This window comes from Aquirufa beregesia (genome assembly GCF_011090385.1).
In the GTDB taxonomy this organism is placed as follows: domain Bacteria; phylum Bacteroidota; class Bacteroidia; order Cytophagales; family Spirosomataceae; genus Aquirufa; species Aquirufa beregesia.
Genome location: NZ_SEWW01000004.1, coordinates 1 through 17,246 on the forward strand (window position 1 = coordinate 1; position 17,246 = coordinate 17,246).

13 protein-coding genes and 1 tRNA gene are annotated in these 17,246 nt (G+C 37.2%); 2 read left to right on the plus strand and 12 right to left on the minus strand.

Features of this window, described 5'->3' with window-relative positions; translation table 11 throughout:
* On the plus strand, positions 1-821 hold an 821-nt coding region (locus EWU23_RS07420), incomplete at its 5' end, for a hypothetical protein (RefSeq protein WP_166230379.1).
* Here EWU23_RS07420 and EWU23_RS07425 read toward each other — a convergent pair.
* The 4 genes from EWU23_RS07425 to EWU23_RS07440 all read right to left on the minus strand — a co-directional run bounded on the left by EWU23_RS07425 (position 787) and on the right by EWU23_RS07440 (position 4,563).
* Positions 787-860, minus strand: a tRNA-Asn gene (locus EWU23_RS07425). The two genes, EWU23_RS07420 and EWU23_RS07425, sit on opposite strands and share 35 nt — an antisense overlap.
* 85 nt (positions 861-945) lie before the next feature.
* Positions 946-2,337 carry an efflux RND transporter periplasmic adaptor subunit gene (locus tag EWU23_RS07430; RefSeq protein WP_166230380.1) on the minus strand — a complete coding sequence of 464 codons (1,392 nt, stop codon included), beginning with the start codon at positions 2,335-2,337 and terminating at the stop codon, positions 946-948.
* A gap of 20 nt (positions 2,338-2,357) precedes the next feature.
* Positions 2,358-3,824 carry a TolC family protein gene (locus EWU23_RS07435; protein WP_166230381.1) on the minus strand — a complete coding sequence of 489 codons (1,467 nt, stop codon included), beginning with the start codon at positions 3,822-3,824 and terminating at the stop codon, positions 2,358-2,360.
* Between the two features lie 94 nt (positions 3,825-3,918).
* Positions 3,919-4,563, minus strand: coding sequence for a M15 family metallopeptidase (locus EWU23_RS07440; protein ID WP_235942171.1), 645 nt, complete (start codon positions 4,561-4,563; stop codon positions 3,919-3,921).
* Positions 4,564-4,680: 117 nt separating this feature from the next.
* Here EWU23_RS07440 and EWU23_RS07445 point away from each other — a divergent pair, with 117 nt between their 5' ends.
* Positions 4,681-5,916: a nucleoside recognition domain-containing protein gene (locus EWU23_RS07445; RefSeq protein ID WP_166230382.1), complete on the plus strand. Its 1,236-nt coding sequence runs from the start codon at positions 4,681-4,683 to the stop codon at positions 5,914-5,916.
* 2 nt (positions 5,917-5,918) lie between these two features.
* Here EWU23_RS07445 and EWU23_RS07450 read toward each other — a convergent pair whose 3' ends face one another.
* From EWU23_RS07450 to mnmG, 8 genes are all read right to left on the minus strand, one after another.
* A complete protein-coding gene (locus tag EWU23_RS07450) occupies positions 5,919-7,367 on the minus strand; it encodes a capsule assembly Wzi family protein (RefSeq protein WP_205753117.1) in 1,449 nt (482 codons plus the stop codon).
* Positions 7,368-7,431: 64 nt separating this feature from the next.
* Entirely contained in the window at positions 7,432-7,911 is a 480-nt protein-coding gene (locus EWU23_RS07455) for a UpxY family transcription antiterminator (protein ID WP_166230384.1), read from the minus strand.
* Between the two features lie 85 nt (positions 7,912-7,996).
* A complete protein-coding gene (gene gmd, locus EWU23_RS07460) occupies positions 7,997-9,076 on the minus strand; it encodes a GDP-mannose 4,6-dehydratase (protein ID WP_166230385.1) in 1,080 nt (359 codons plus the stop codon).
* Between the two features lie 130 nt (positions 9,077-9,206).
* A complete protein-coding gene (locus EWU23_RS07465) occupies positions 9,207-10,979 on the minus strand; it encodes an AMP-dependent synthetase/ligase (protein WP_166230386.1) in 1,773 nt (590 codons plus the stop codon).
* A gap of 92 nt (positions 10,980-11,071) precedes the next feature.
* Positions 11,072-12,586, minus strand: a complete 1,515-nt coding sequence (locus EWU23_RS07470) for a tetratricopeptide repeat protein (RefSeq protein ID WP_166230387.1) — start codon at positions 12,584-12,586, stop codon at positions 11,072-11,074.
* Positions 12,587-12,859: 273 nt separating this feature from the next.
* Entirely contained in the window at positions 12,860-14,503 is a 1,644-nt protein-coding gene (locus EWU23_RS07475) for an Ig-like domain-containing protein (RefSeq protein WP_166230388.1), read from the minus strand.
* Entirely contained in the window at positions 14,493-15,380 is an 888-nt protein-coding gene (locus tag EWU23_RS07480) for a class I SAM-dependent methyltransferase (RefSeq protein WP_166230390.1), read from the minus strand. Before EWU23_RS07480 ends, EWU23_RS07475 begins: the two co-directional genes overlap by 11 nt.
* Positions 15,381-15,382: 2 nt before the next feature.
* On the minus strand, positions 15,383-17,245 hold the full coding sequence (gene mnmG / locus EWU23_RS07485) for a tRNA uridine-5-carboxymethylaminomethyl(34) synthesis enzyme MnmG (protein WP_166230392.1): 1,863 nt from the start codon (positions 17,243-17,245) through the stop codon (positions 15,383-15,385).
* Position 17,246: the final 1 nt, after the last annotated feature.

The window sequence follows — 17,246 nt, forward strand, 5'->3', positions numbered from 1 at the left end:
ACCCACCTTTAGTTAGTGAGGATTTATTTCATCGTGCCAATGCGGTGTTAGATGGTCGTAGAAAGAACTGGGATTTTGAGAGTGATAAGACTGACTTATACCCTTTAAAACCATTCATGAAATGTCACATTCATCCACATCGTTCATTAACTGCTGCTCCTTCAAAAGGTCGTAAAGGAAACCTATACCACTACTACTTCTGTACCCTTTGTAAAGGAGCTGAAAGACATCCCGTTGATAAAGTACACCAACAGGTTGAAGACCTTTTAAAATCAATCCAAATCTCCGCAGAAACGGTTAAATTATACCGAAAGGTGTTGGAGAGTATCTTCGATAGAGAAAGTGGTGACAAGGTCAAAGAAATGACGAAAAATCAGGTGGATATTGAGAAGTTAGAACAGAGAAATCAAAACATCCAAAACATGTTGATGGATGGTAAACTTGAACCATCTGAATATCATAGAATGAAGGACATCAATGACCGTGAATTGGCTCAAATCAAACACAAGGTCGAACACCTACAAGAACATGGTAGTACCTACAAGAAATACATCAAAAAAGAGGTCCCATTACTTGAAAACCTTGTTTCTTTCTATCAGAGGTCGAATGGAGAGACGAAAAGAAAGATACTTGGCTGCATCTTTTCAGAAAAGTTCGTACTGGAAAATAAAAAAGTTGCAGCCGTTAAGTACACGACACCAATTCAGGTCCTATTGAACGTAAAGGGGGTTTTGGAGAGTGGTAAAACAAAAAAAGAGGTCGAAAATGACCTCCTTTTTAATCTAGCTCCCTCTCCTGGGCTCGAACCAGGGACCCCATGATTAACAGTCATGTGCTCTAACCAACTGAGCTAAGAAGGAATTTGTATCCTTTTGGGACTGCAAAAATAGGTGTCATTATGCATATATGCAATAATGACACCTATTTTTTTCTTAAAATCTTACATTATTTCTTTTCCTCAGCCTTGGCATCCTTCTTTTTCACTAATTCTCCCTCTTTCAAATTCTTAGCTACCGTAGCATATGGACCTGAAATAATCTCTTGTCCTTCTTTCAATCCAGAAATAATCTCAATATTATCAAAATCAGAAATACCCGTTTTCACTTCCACCATTTTCGCTTTTCCTTTCTCACTAATAAAGACTACTTCTTTTATCTTCTCCTTGCGCTTCTTGGTCTGCTGAGCAGATTCTTCCTTCGCTGGCTCTGCATCTCCTCCCGGGGCATCTTTGCCGTCTTTCTGAGCTACTTCTCCTCCTAATTCGCGTGTGGTTACTGCTGATAATGGAACAGTTAAGATATTATCCTTGCGGTTCGTCAAAATTTCCACGGAAGCCGTCATCCCTGGCTTTAATGGATAAGATAATTTGCCTTTAATCAAATCTCGATATGACTCTCTCAATACACGTATCTTCACCTCAAATTCCGTCACCGCATCCGTCGTCACAGAAGTAGCTGTACCTGATTGATTCGCTGAACTAGCTATTTCATATACCACCCCTTTAAACTTGCGCTCTGAAGACGTAAAAGCATCCACATCAATGATTACTGTATCTCCTAAACTAACTCGGGTAATGTCATTTTCATTGACATTTACTCGCACTTCCATGTTATTCAAATTAGCTATACGCAACATTTCTGTACCTGCCATTTGAGATGTTCCTACCACACGCTCTCCTAATTCTACATTCAACTTGGAAATAATACCACTCTGTGGAGCATAAATAGTTGTCTTGGTTAAATTCGTCGTAGCTTCTTTCAATGCCGCTTCCGAACTCTTCACGTTAAAACTCGCTGCCTTCACATTGGCTTTTGCCGACTCTAGATCTTGTTTAGCTACCATGTAGGCCGATTGGAACTGATCAAAATCAGCATCCGAGATGACCTTGTCGTTGTGTAATTTTAAATTACGGTCATAGTCGATCTTCGATTTACTCAAACGGGCTTCACTCTGTGCCAAAACAGCCTTACTCTGTTCCATACTTGCTCTCATGGCATTCAACTGGGCCTCTGCACGAGCTAATAAGGATACATAATTATCTGGGCGAATTTTCAATAAAACTTGTCCAGCTACCACAGAATCTCCTTCAGCTATATTTAAGGCTACAATCTCCCCAGAAACATCCGGAGAAACTTTAACTTCTACTTCGGGCTGAATTTTTCCAGAAGCTGATACTTTTTCCACAATGGATTCCCTTTGGGCTTTGCCAAATTCTACCACAGTCGGTTCTACTTTACCAATCCATCCTTGCTGTTTAGCAATAAATAAACCTAAAAATATCACGACTACTCCACCTCCGATAAACAACCAAGTCCGCTTGCTATTGTTCTTTGCCATCTCTTTAAAATTATTGAAAATTAAAATGTTAAATTTTTACCTTGATAATAATCCAAAATCTTTGTTCTAAACACAAAATCATATTTCGATTGTATTAGAGAAAGCTTCGCTTTATCCAAGTTTGTTTTTTGTAAATTATAACTTACGAAATCGATCGTACCTGCACTAAACTTACTTTCAGAAGCTCTAAAGGACTCTTCTAATGCTGATACTTGAGTAACTCCCGCTTCATATTTCTTCGCTGCATTCAGCATATTAACATACGCTTGCTCAATATTTTGACGTAATGTCAAACGTGCTTTATTCGCTTCTATCTCGGCATTTACTTTCTGCAAATTCGCTTGAGAAACACGGGTTCGATTCTGATATTTAGTAAAAATAGGAATGCTCAAATTCAAGGAAACAACCTTGTTTTGCGTGTTATTTATTTGATCAAAATATCCTACAGTAGAACCTTCCCCGTATTTAGGTTGAGTCGTTGTCAGTGGATAATTAACCCCACCCACATTCACATTGCCTAAAGTAACCTCTTGGGTTCCTAAAACCTGTACCGATTTCAAGGCATTGGATTGATTCGCCGACCAACTACCGCTTAAACTCAAGGTTGGTAAACGAAAGGCTTTTGCCACATCCACACTTTTAGCAGCTCCCTGAACTCGGAAATCTGCTGCACGAACCAACGGTTGCGCCTCCACCGCTTTGGCATAAATATTCGCAATACTTAGCTCATATGCAGATGAATTAGGTACAGGAACTTGAATACGCTCCAATTCAAATTGACTAATGGCTGAATCATTCAATAGTTGCAATAAGGTCAATTTATTGATATCCAATGAACTTTGAAAACTCACGACATTGGATTCCTCATTGGCTAGCTGTGCCTTTAAATCCAGCAAATTAGAAATAGCCACAGAACCAGCATTAACCAATTTTTGTGTTCTTTCAATTTGTAATTTCGTAATTTCCGTTTGCGTTTTAGCGATGGACAATTGGTCTTCTGCATTTAAAATAGACAAATAGGAAAGCACCACTTGCAAGGATATATTTTCACGTATGGATTGTAAATCTTCCTGCGTAGCTTTTAAGGTAAATTCCGTTTGTAAAATATTATTCTTAAGTTGTCCCCCATTGAATAACAGTACATTTGCATTCAAACCCAAGTTATTATAATTGATATTTCTTGAATCATACCCATTGGTATATGGGTTAATACTACGTCCAAAACTCGCCGACTGATTGATGTTTCCTGATAAAGAAGGCAATTGGTTGTATTTCGCTTGTTGAAACAGAAGCTCTGCATTTTGCATACTTATTTGATATGATTTAACATTCAAATTGTGTTGTAATGCAATCTCGACAGCTTGATTTAACTTAAGCTTCACTAAAGTACCATTTCCTTGAATCGCTGTTTGTCCCTGAGATACAAAAGCAAGGGTAAAAAGCAAGGCAAAAAGGTATACAATTGTTGGGAATGATTTCCGATACATAGCTAATGAAAAGTATTTAACACAATGTTACTATTTTTAGATGGGGAGATGGGTACATTTTGGATAAACGGCAAGCCAAAAGGATAAATCCCACTTATTGAACTACTTGAAATCTTTTCTTTGCTTCTGCACGGGAAAATGCATTGAAATGCCACCATTCATATTCGATCGGAATAAAACCAGCTTGTTGCATCACTTTTCGAAGTAATAATCGATTCAGGTATACTTCCTTGCTTAGTATTCCTTTTTCTACCAATTCCTTTTCCGCCTTCGGATAGGCCTTTTTCCCAAAGTAATCAAATGGTGTTCCCATATCCAATGCCTTACCCTGCTCATCCGCTATGGTTAAATCCACAGCACTTCCATAATTGTGTATGGAATGTTCTTGCGGAGAAGCCACATAGTTTCTGCGAATTTGTGGGGGATATTGACTTAAAGCATTCCACAGGTCCCATTGTTTGGATAAGGGTCTTGCTGCATCATATATCAACAAATGGTAGCCTGGCTTTTCCATTTCTAATAAGGTTTGCGCACGAGCTAGTTTTTTGACAGTTTCTTTTTGCAAGAAGGCCTTAGTTAAACAACCGTATACATTTTGGTGCATGAAATTATCCACAGTAGCATATTTCAATTGGAGCAATACTTGTTTTATCTCCGATTGCACTTCCACCAATCCCTGACTTCGCATTTTATCTTCATACAAACAAGGCTTTTGCTGTGCCAAGAGCGAGTGTAGCATCAAACTAAGGATAAATACCGAGGGGAGGGAAAAAGAATAGGTCATAAAAATCAAGAAATTCCCTAAATTTAGCCAAATTTTAATTAGGCAGGGCTCGCTTTCTGCAAACCTTTCTTTATGGCATTAAATTGGATTTGGTTTCTGTTTTTTGGAGTAGCCTTTGTGGTGGCACTTATTCAATTCTTATTTTTTGGAAATGCCGAAATATTTAAAATACTTGTAGACGGGATGTTTGATTCTGCTGAAATGGCTGTCATGAAAATAGCCCTTCCTCTGGCTGGAGTCATGACTTTTTTCATGGGAATTTTACAAATTGGAGAAAAAGCCGGAGCCATTCAGTTTCTAGCCAAACGAATTCGACCATTTTTTACTCGCTTATTTCCAGAAATACCTGCTGATCATCCCGTTCATGGACAGATGATCATGAATTTTTCCGCCAATTTGCTAGGCTTAGACAATGCCGCTACGCCATTTGGACTGAAAGCAATGCAGGGTTTACAAGATATCAATCCAACGAAAGAAACCGCATCGAATGCGCAAATCATGTTTCTGACCCTACATAGCGCCGGACCCGTATTAATTCCACTGAGCATCATGGCACAAAGAGCCATCTACGGAGCCCAAGATGCTTCTGATGTCTTTATTCCCTGTTTAATGGCCACATATGCTGCCACTTTAGTGGGCCTGATGTTTGTTGCTGTTAAACAAAAAATCAATTTATTAGAGCCCGTTCTATTCAGTTGGCTTGTGGGACTAACCCTTTTCTTTGGCGGAATTTTGGCCTATTTCAGTTCATTAAATAAAGAACAAATCGAAATTCAATCCAAAATTTTCAGCAATGGATTATTATTCTCTTTAATCCTCAGTTTTATTGTCGTGGCCTTTTGGAAGAAAATTGACATATTTTCCACTTTTGTGGAAGGAGCCAAAGGCGGATTTGAAACATCCGTAAAAATTATACCCTATTTAGTGGGTATGTTAGTGGCTATTAGCTGTTTGCGTAATTCTGGCACCTTGGATTTTATTGTAGAAGGTATGAAATGGATGGTAAATCAATCGGGTTTAGATACTCGATTTATTGATGCCATGCCCACAGCCTTATTACACCCGGTAAGTGGCAGTGGTTCTAGAGCCATGATGATTGATACGATGAAAACCTTTGGGGCGGATTCATTTGTGGGAAGACTTGCTTGTGTATTCCAAGGTTCTGCCGAAACGATTTTGTATGTGATTGCCCTATATTTTGGCTCTGTTCAAGTTAAAAATATACGGTACACCCTTTGGGCAGGGCTGACGGCTGATTTAGCCGGAATCATTACCGCGATTTTTGTCAGTTATTTATTCTTTGGATAGAATTAATCCAAAGGAAAGCTAATAGCAATATTCCCTCCTAGGGTAGGTTGAGTTAAATTCCCTTTTTCTATTCCTAGATTGGCTTTTAATAATGCTTCAGAAAATCCAGAAATATGAATAGGCTTATGCCATAAGATACCACCTGAATACTGTTTTTTTACGGGAATATATTCATTCCCAAACCAGCCAATCGCATTAGATAAACTGGCTCTAATTTGAATTTTATGGTCCCCAAATGCAAATTCCCCTGCAGCATAAAATGCCTCCACACGGTTATTATCGTAATGTATTCGATTTGTTGGATTCAAATCTGATTCCGAATCTAATGTCAATAATGGCGATCCTATTCCTTTTCCAAAATACGTCCAACCATTTTGATATACTCCATTATTCAAATAATCATCAAAGCCCCTAATCTTGCTATTATCGTTGAATATATTTCCTCCTTGTGAAGTTGTATTCAAATATTCTAACACCAATTTTATTAACCCTTGATCCGTTTTACGAGTAATGGATAAACCATGTAATCCATCAGTGATATTATTTCCATAATACAAGGACCCATCTTCATAAATACTTTGACGGTAAAAGAAGACTTTCGCTTGATTTAGCTCCACTTCCATTCCAATATCTACCGTACCTAAATGGTTTCCTGAACGGTTAAAGCCATCATTGTAGCCATAGGTAGCGGTATCTCCTTTAACGGCATTTGAACGACCAGTTACAACAGAAACATAAGTAGTAAAATCAGATGCTATTACACCATTTTTTGCAGCTACATTATAAGGGTCTGCATATTTTAGTTTCCCCCCCCACTGAACTTGATGATTAAAACCTGCATAAAATTTTACTCTCCAATCGGGCTTTCCAAATCGGCCATAAAAGGATTTTTGGTGCAAATAAAAATCTTTAACATCTTCTCTTGAATTTTCAAACCAGCCATGTGAATAGTTTCCTTTGAAAGCCAAAACTCCTTTCAAAAACCCTGGAGACCAGTATTCTTTTACTTGCAATTCTACCTTGGGTATAGGTAAGGCATTCCCTGACCAAATATAAGATCCCGAACTCAGCGTAGAATCAACTAAACCAAATAATTGCTTTTGTCGGCCAGCTACCAATTCAAAAATCCCCAATTTTCCCTTCACATACATTTCAGGGAAGAAAACATCGGCTTTATTTTCTCCTAAATTCACTTGTGAAGAAAAACCATAAGCCCAGTCAGCCTGTTTCTTTGAACGATAATCTACACGGTGAGAAATGGCAGCAAAACCATACGATCCAGAAGCGGGGACAAGGCCATATTGATTAGCTCGTAACCAAAGGGGGTTGTATACTCCACCTAGTGTACCACCCATGCCTAGAGAAAAATCAGAGTTGATTTCTCGTTGAGCCCAAAGTGCATTTGAACAAACGAATAAACAAATGATCACAATTATTTTCCTTACAATCATTTGTTTTAATTGATTCATATGGCTCATTTGACTCATCAATTCAAAGATAGTTGAAAATTTGAAATTACAGGCTTTGATTTATGTAAGCGACAAGCTCAAAACCAAGACTTTCTATTCTAAGGCGAATTTCATGCTTGTTTTTAAAACCTAGGACCTCGGCTTTTTGACCTGCTAATGCTCCTGAATCTAGCGTGACAAAATCCCCAATATTGACTAAATTTCCCAGGGCTTCCACTTCGGAATGTTCTGATAAAAAATGCTGAATAGATACTATTTCTGCATCTTGAATGACGGCAGGTTTATGTAACCAATACACAAAATTAACCACTCCATTCACTTGACGTACTTGACTACTTTGTAAGGCTAAATCTATATCGACAAATACATACGATTTAAATAAGGGCTCTTCCACCCATTTTTTCCGATCTGACCACTGCTTTCGCTTTTTCGTCAATGGACAATAGCACCTAATGCCTTGTTCTGTAAGTCGCAAAGCTACTTTTTTTTCTACACGTGATTTTGTATACAAAGCATACCAAGCCATATTTTTCTACAATACCAAGTCTCCAAATCCAAAATTTAAGCTCTTTTCCGCTTAATACTCTATTTAATATTCCTTCAGTTTCAAGCTATTTAGAAGAAAATAATTGAATATCCGAACTCATCATATCCTTTACTAAAGCGGGTAAATCATATTTCAATTTCCAGCCTAATTTAGTTTGGGCTTTAGTCGGATCCCCTATTAATAGCTCCACTTCGGTAGGTCTAAAATACCGAGGATCAACAGCTACCACCTCTTTAGCCATTTCAACTTGGTATAATGGATTATGGCAAGCTTTTACCAAAGCCACTTCTTCTATACCCGTTCCTTTAAACTCCAATTCAATTCCCACTTCATTAAAAGCCATAATGACAAAATCCCGAACTGTCGTCGTAATTCCAGTTGCTATCACAAAATCTTCGGGTTGTTCTTGTTGCAAAATCAACCACATGGCTTCTACATAATCTTTGGCATGACCCCAATCTCGTTTGGCGTCTAAATTTCCTAAATAGATTTTGTCTTGCTGACCTAGGGCTATTTGAGAAACCCCACGTGTAATCTTACGCGTTACAAAAGTTTCACCACGTAAAGGTGATTCATGGTTAAACAAGATGCCATTCACCGCAAACATTTGATAAGCTTCCCGATAATTCACCGTAATCCAGTAACCGTAAATTTTAGCAACGGCATAAGGTGAACGAGGATAAAACGGTGTTTTTTCTGATTGTGGAACCTCTTGAACTAAACCGTAAAGTTCAGATGTAGATGCCTGATATATCTTTGTTTTTCGTGTCAACCCCAATAAGCGAACGGCCTCCAATATGCGCAAAGTTCCAATACCATCTACTTGAGCCGTATATTCAGGTTCATCAAATGAGACCTTAACATGCGACATAGCCCCTAAATTATAAATCTCATCTGGCTGTACTTCTTGAATGATTCGAATGATATTAGTTGAATCGCTCAAATCTCCATAATGTAAATGAAAATTAGAGGAGTCCACATGGGGATCCTGGTAAAGGTGATCTATCCTTTGTGTATTAATCAAGGAGCTTCTACGCTTTATTCCATGAACACGATAACCCTTACCTAATAAAAGTTCAGCTAAATATGCGCCATCCTGTCCTGTGATGCCCGTAATTAAAGCCACTTTTTGCGCTTGAGACATAAAATTTTGATTCAATAATTAAAAAAGAAAGGACACCCAGTTCCTTTCTAAAAACCTTTAACGCATAAAATTACTAAATTTTCCGAGTGCAGTGGATTATTTATTTATGGGAATCAGTGAAAAACCGATTCTAATCATAAAGTCCGAGAATCAATTTTTCATATCTAGATACAATCACCTTGCGCTTTAATTTCAAGGTTGGGGTTAATTCTCCATCTGAAATTGTAAATAATCTTGGTAATAAGACAAATTTCTTAACTTGCTCATAACGTGCCACTGATGCCATGGTCATTAAGACCTCCTCATTTATTTTTTCAATTACTTTGGGGTGTGCTATCATCTCTTCTGGGGTACTAAGCACAATATCCTGTTGTTTACACCAAACTTGAAGCACATTAAATTCGGGAATAATGAGCGCCGATGGAAATTTTTGTCCTTCTCCCACCACCATACATTGTTCGATAAATGTTGATTCTTTTAATTTATTTTCAACCAATTGTGGGGCAACATATTTACCTCCTGAGGTTTTAAAAATCTCTTTTTTGCGATCGGTGATTTTTAAATATTTCCCCTCCACTAATTCTCCTATATCTCCCGTATGAAACCAGCCCTCCGGGTCAATTGCCTCAGCTGTAGCTATAGGGTTATTATAATATCCCGGCATAACAGAATCTCCTTTTACACATATTTCTCCGTCTTCTGCTATTTTTAATTGGACACAATCTAATAAAGTTCCCACACAACCTACTTTAAAATCAGGAGGACATATTTTCGATACCGATATCACAGGTGACGTCTCTGTTAAACCATAGCCTTCCGCAATGGGAATATTGGCCGCCCAAAAAATGCGGGATAAGCGTGGCTGAAGTGCTGCAGACCCAGAAGTAATCGCTCGGATGTTTCCTCCCAATGCTTCCTGCCATTTACTGAATATCAATTTCCTAAATATGGCCAATTTGATGCTATCCCAAAATCCCAATTTTTCCATGGGATCATATTTCAATCCAAAGTCAATGGCCGCAAAAAACAACTTCCTCTTAATACCCGTTAACTCATTTCCTTTAGCCAATACTTTATCATATACTTTTTCTAAAAGCCGTGGAACGGTGGCAAACATAGCTGGTTTGACCTCTTTGATATTTTCGGCTACTGTATCTAAATTTTCAGCATAATAGATGGAAACACCATAAAAAACATATAGATAAATATTGGTCCGCTCATAAATATGGCACATAGGTAGAAAACTCAATACCTTATCTCGAGAATTGATTTGAAAAAAATCTCCTCGATCCAAGGCCTTCACATTACTGATAATGTTATGATGGGTCAACATGACACCCTTAGGTCTACCTGTTGTTCCCGAAGTGTATATTAAGGTAAGCAAGTCATGAGCTTGAACCGATGCTTTGATGGGCTCTAATACGCTGGCATCTTTACCTTGCCCTAATTCCTTTACTTCCGTCCATAAGTTAGCACCAGCAATAGGCTCAAAGGTATAAATGGATTTAATCCTTGCATTTCCTTTGACTGCTTCTTTGGTTTTTAAATAGAGCTCTTCATTTTCTGCAAATATAAATTCAACTCCTGAGTCTTCAAAAATGAAAGCATAATCCTCTACCGTAATGGTGGGATATAAAGGAACAGTTACGGCTCCAAGCACTTGAACAGCAAAGTCAACGAAATTCCATTCGGGTCTGTTGGTAGAAATGATGGCTATTTTATCCCCTGGTTTGATACCTAAATTTAGCAAACCTAATGCCAACTGTTCTATCGTTTCTAAGGTATCCGTATTAGAATAATTTTTCCAGTAACCATCTTCTTTCTTATTAAATAAATCTGACTTATGGAAAGTTTTATATACGTCTAATAAATCAAATACACGTGTTAATGAAGCATGTTTCATATAAATCGGTCTAGTACAAACAAATCAAAGTTAGCTAAATCTAAAAACAAAATGTGAGAATTGGCTTATTTTTTAGGATTGAATTTATATAGCTAGGGAATAGTTAAACTTCTTCTTATTTCTTGTAAATAAATACTACTCGGATATTTAGTAACGAATTGTAAGCCTAAATCCTTATCCTTATAATCCGTTAATTGCAAATACTGATATAGAGCATCATCGCCATAAATATCTTGGTCAAAACGATCATAAATATCTTTAAAGAGAACTTTCGCTTGTTCTATCTGCTTTTTTTCTAAAGCCTTTTGTGCCATTAAATACAAGATATCATCTTCTAAACTCTGGCCTTTTTGGCTTTTGAACAATTGATCCAATGCCAGATCAGCATCTTGTACTTTCTTTTGTTCATAGAGCCACTGAATAGTTGCAAATGATTTTAATGCAGTTTCTAAGGTATCTATTCCTGTATTATCTTCTATAACCCAACTCAAATGCAAGGCATCATTGGCGATTTCCTTTTGTGTACTTTGTTTCAATACATCAAAATTGGCTTTCGCTAATTCAAAGTCGCCTGTATAATAATAAAGTTTACCTGTCTTTAATTTAGCTTCATAGGCTATCGGTGAGTCCTTTACCAATTTCTCCACTTGAGCGTATTGAATTAAAGCATCGTATTTTCTACCAGCATACAAATACACATCTCCCAACTCCAATTTCATCTGTGCTTGTAAGTTGATATTAAACTCTGATAACTCGATCCCTTTCTGATATACTTTTTCGGCTGAATCCAATTGATTTAATTGATACATAAATATCCTGGCTTCTGATAAATACGTCTCTGCAGTACCAGCATTGTTTCCTCGATCTTTTCTTAATTCACGATAGGATTGAATCAAATTAGAAAACTCCGTTTTCTCAATCACCATCTTATTTTGAATGCTTTGCTCTTGAGAAGCTAGTAATAATTGCTTCCAATTTATTCGTTGCGAAGAACGAGGATATGTTTTAATCAAATAATCAAATATCTGATTGACCAAAGGCCATTGTTGACGCTGAAAACTGGCTATTCCAAAATCATTCACTTCCTTTCCTCCCGATTTAAATCGAATATCCAATGCCTTTCTTTGCATCCAAACCTTCTCCCATTGTTGATTCAATGCATACCAATGAATGATGAGTTCGACCGGATTGGCTTGTTCAGGTGTAGCCTGAATCAAAGAAACTAGCATTTGCTCTACTTCCCGATTGGCTATTCCCTGGTCTTTTAAACCAATCAACCAATCTTTAGTCACTTCTAAGCCCTGGGTGTTGATTAACTTATCCACAATTTGTCCACAATACTTAATCCATAGCGGTGCTAAATTTTCTTTAAGTACTTCATTAAATGAATAAAATGTTAAAAAAGAACCATTATTAATGTTTTTTATGAATAATTCATCTAACTGCTTAGTCCTTTTTTTCTCTTTTTTAATTTTTACAATTTGATGTAATCTGTCTACAAATAAAGAATCGGGACTTTTAATGAAAGCATTAGCCTGAATAGGAAGTCCATAACCTATCAGAAGGAATACGAGAAATAAATAAGATTTAGAAAATGTTTTCCACATGACTTATTTAAAAAAAATAAAATTTATATAAATCTCTTTTTTGTTTCTTATTGTTATTCAATGTGGATAAGTGGATAAGCGTATTTTTGTTTTATAACTATCTGATAATAAATAGTTTAAATATTTCATAGTTAAGTATTATTTGTAGATAAGTTTCAAATATACTGTGGATAGTTTTGAAAAATTGTCCATATCTTTTCTCCCAAAATATCTTTCCACAATTTCCACATGGATTGTTCACTCTTTGGAATGCTTATGAACATGTTATCCACATTATTTTTGGGTATTTATCAACAAATCAGAAATTTGAAAATTGGCTTTTAATTTGATTTTACCTTCAAAGAAATATACGGGTTCTGACTTTTTCCTCAGTTTAAAATTACCAATATCCCAGTAACCATTATTATTTAGGTCAGCAATAACGCGTATTTGATACAGCCCAGGTTCCACGTGGATAAATTCAAAGCGTTTGCTTGTTTTAACGGTCATGTAAGGCTCAAATGTATCGGCTTTTATCAATTCTACGATAAAGTGATTTGTAGGCCTTTGGCTGGTTATTTGGCCATCTATACTACCATAATTTTCTACGTCTTGCCATTCCATCTTTTGCATGTATGCTTGACTAGAATCAGCCTCTACTCCAACAAATGCATTTTTATTGATGCTCAATTCGAATTTAGTTCTGCTGGGTAAATAGGCATTTTTAATGGTTAAACTATTTTGGAATTGATTCCATTGAAAAGCTTGATCAGGTAAACTGTGGATTTCTCCTTCTTCTGTTTTAAATAGAATTCCTGTGGATGCCCATTGCTGAACGGGTTTTGTAAATTTTATTTGTAGGGAATCAGAAGGAGAAAGTAATTTTCCTGGTCCCGGTCTTACTTCAAAGTTTAGATCTAGCTTTTGAATTTTTTCTTTTTTAGCTAATTCTCTAAATTTTATTTTAAGGGGTATTTGATACTTTCTATCCAAAGAATCCGTCATGGTAGCTTGAACAAAGATGGTGTCTGTGCTATTTTGGTTCAATACATAGAATCGAAGGTTTTTGTTGTCTTCCTGTTGAAAATATAATTGTGCCTTAGGAGTATTTTGTAAAACAAGCGATTTAATTCCCCTGTTGAATTCATACAAAACTGTTTTGGCAGAAGCTGTTGTTTTACTTAGTTTCAATGAATCTTGATTTTGTAAACTAATAGCAAAATGTTGTTCTTGATTTTTACTTAAATCAATATACTTGTCGGAAATAAAATCCACCGATTCTTTATTCGAGTTATAGAGCAAATTATTATTGATGTCGTTAAAAGCCGCCATATAATATTTTCCTTTAGCCAAGTTTTCTAATAGGTAGTTTCCTGATGTGTCTGTTTTAACGAAATAGTAGGGTTTCGTTGTATGAATGGACAGGGAATCGTTCCATGGATATAGGGCGACTAATATATTTTCGGGATGTTTTTGCGTCAGCAATTGCTTTACATTTCCTTTGATTTGAAGGGAGTCAATATCATTGGATGTACTAAATACTAATTTGATATTTTTACCTACATTTCTTTCTGATGCATCTTCAATGGCATTCCTAAAATTAAATGTATAGGTTGTATTATCCTTCAGGGTACTATCCAATAAAATACTAAGCCCTTGAGGTCTAATTTTTGTTTGATAAGTTCCTACCGATGGAGTAATTAATAGTTCTTGGCTTAAATTTCGGATACCTACATATTCGTTGAAAGTAAGTTCTATTTTTTTCCCTTTAAAATTTCGGCTTTTATTTAAGGGAATGGATTCACTGATTTTGGGTGCTAGTGTATCTTTTTTGCCTCCTGGAGGGTTAGCCATTTGGGCACAACTTTGTAGAATCAGGATGATAAACAATCCAGACAGAAGAGTAAAAAGAGCTACATTTTTAAGCCTACTGAGCATGTTCGAAGATATATAAATTACTAGAATAATTGCCTTTTCCTAGCCAGGCTTTGATATTAGAAAGCAGACCAATGATAAAGGACAAAATGACTTTTTTAGAACCACTTTGGTATTCATGACTCATTAGCGAAATGTAAAAGCTATCAAATACCAATCCTTTTTTTTCTTTTAGCGAGAATCCATATTGCTTAGCAATGGCTTGTATGGTTTCCGGAGTAAAATGATAGATATGCCTTGGGACATCATATGCTGCCCAATATTCTTGAAAGTAGTGAGCATCATAGCTGTTGTTATTGGGTAAAGCCAATAACAATTTACCCGTAGGTGATAAGTTCTTTTTAAAGAAGGCGAAGTATTCATGTAATTCATATACATGTTCCAATACATGCCAAAGACTAATGACTTGAAATGTTTCTGACGAGGGAATACTGCTTAGGTGGGGATATATTGTTTTGCCAGTTAATTGGGCGGCCTTTTGAGCTGTATTTGGGTCCAGCTCCATGCCATGAATATTCCATCCTCTACTTTGACAAGCTTGCAGAAAATGACCTGTTCCACAGCCAATATCTAAGATGTTTTTGGTTCCCTTTTTTTCAGGCTCTATCCAGTAGGTTTTTTGTCGAAGGGTGATATTTCTTACCCGCTGGTACAGTTTGTTAATGAACCCTTTTTCTGTATTACTATGGGAAATATAATTTTCGGATTTGTAATAGGGACCCGCTTCATCTGCTTTGGGTCTTGGATTCGTGAAGCGTAAATGGCAGCTTTGACATTCCACAATTTGGAATGTTTGATGCGATACGGTATAATCTTTGGCACTCAGAATGAGATTAAATGCTTTGTTTGAGCAAGCCGGACATTCTTTTAATTCTTCCATAATTAGCGACCCATGAATAAAAGTAGAATGGATACATCGGATGCAGAAACTCCTGATATTCTGCTAGCCTGACCAATGGTTTGTGGTCGGATGGATTTTAGTTTAATTCTAGATTCTGTTGACAGCGTTTTAATTTTGTCGTAGTCAAATGTTTCTGGAATTTGAAGATCTTCCATCGTTTTCATTTTATCGACCATCAGTCTTTCTTTCTCTATATAGCTTTCGTACTTAACAATGATTTCTGCTTGTTCAATGACCTCTTGGGAATAGACATCTTGAAGGTGCTGAATCAATGGATGTTTTAATAAAGCGGAGAAACTTAAGTCGGAACGTTTCAGCAAATTGACAATGGGTGTTCCTTCCCGGAGGCTTGAGCTACCCTGGTTTTCTAGCCAAGCATTCATCTCATCTGGCTTTACTTTGCTTGTTTTAATATGGTCAAGAAGCTGGGTTACATCACGTTGTTTTTGTTGGAATTTATCCATCCGTTTTTTTGTTGCTAGCCCTAATTCATAACCCTTAGCTGTTAACCTTTCATCGGCATTATCTTGTCTCAAAAGCGTTCTAAATTCAGCCCTTGAAGTAAACATTCGGTATGGCTCATCTGTCCCTTTATTGATTAGGTCATCGATCAATACTCCGATGTAGGCATCTGATCTGGATAGAGTGAAGGGGTCCATTTGTTGTGCTTTTTGGTGGGCATTGATTCCAGCCATGAGACCCTGACAAGCGGCTTCTTCATAGCCTGTAGTTCCATTTATTTGACCAGCAAAAAATAGTCCTTGAACTAGCTTTGTTTCTAAGGTTGCTAGTAATTGAGTTGGAGGAAAGTAATCGTATTCAATGGCATAGCCTGGTCTGAAAAGTTTTGCTTTTTCAAAGCCCGGTATAAGCCGGATGGCCTCAAACTGTATTTCTTCTGGTAGTGATGTAGAGAATCCATTCACATAAATTTCTACGGTATTCCAGCCTTCTGGTTCTACAAATATTTGATGGCTGTCTTTATCGGCAAAGCGGTTAATTTTATCTTCCACGGAAGGGCAATATCTTGGCCCAAGGCCTTTAATTCTACCCGCAAACATGGGGGATTTATCAAAGCCTTTTCTTAGTACTTCGTGTACTTTGGTATTGGTATGAGTAATCCAGCAAGATCGTTGTTCTTGTATTGGGCTTTCTGTCAAGTAGGAAAAACTACTAGGATTTTCATCGCCCTTTTGTTCTTCCATAGCGGAATAATCAAGGCTTCTTCCATCTACTCTTGGGGGGGTACCTGTCTTCATTCTGCCGGATTCAAAGCCTACTTGAACTAATTGTTCGGTTAGTCCTTGAACCATAGGTTCGGCCATCCTTCCTCCTCCAAAATGCTTCTCTCCAATGTGGATTAAACCATTTAAAAAGGTGCCATTGGTGAGTACTACAGTGCGGGCTTTGAACTCAATTCCCATGCGAGTTATGACACCGTAGACTTCATTTTTTTTGATGAGTAATTGTTGTACTGAATCTTGCCAAAAATCTACTAGAGGGTTTTGTTCCAATACCATTCTCCATTCTTCTGCAAATCGCATTCGGTCCGACTGGCACCTTGGGGACCACATGGCTGGACCTTTTGAGCGGTTCAGCATGCGAAACTGAATCATTGTTTTGTCTGAAATCAGACCAGACATTCCTCCAAGCGCATCTATTTCTCGTACAATTTGACCTTTGGCCACCCCGCCCATGGCAGGATTGCAAGACATTTGTGCGATGGTTTGCATATTCATGGTGATGAGCAAAACGCTCGACCCCATTTGAGCTGCAGCATGTGCTGCTTCACAACCGGCATGCCCCGCTCCTACTACAATTACATCGTATGCTTGTTGTTGCATT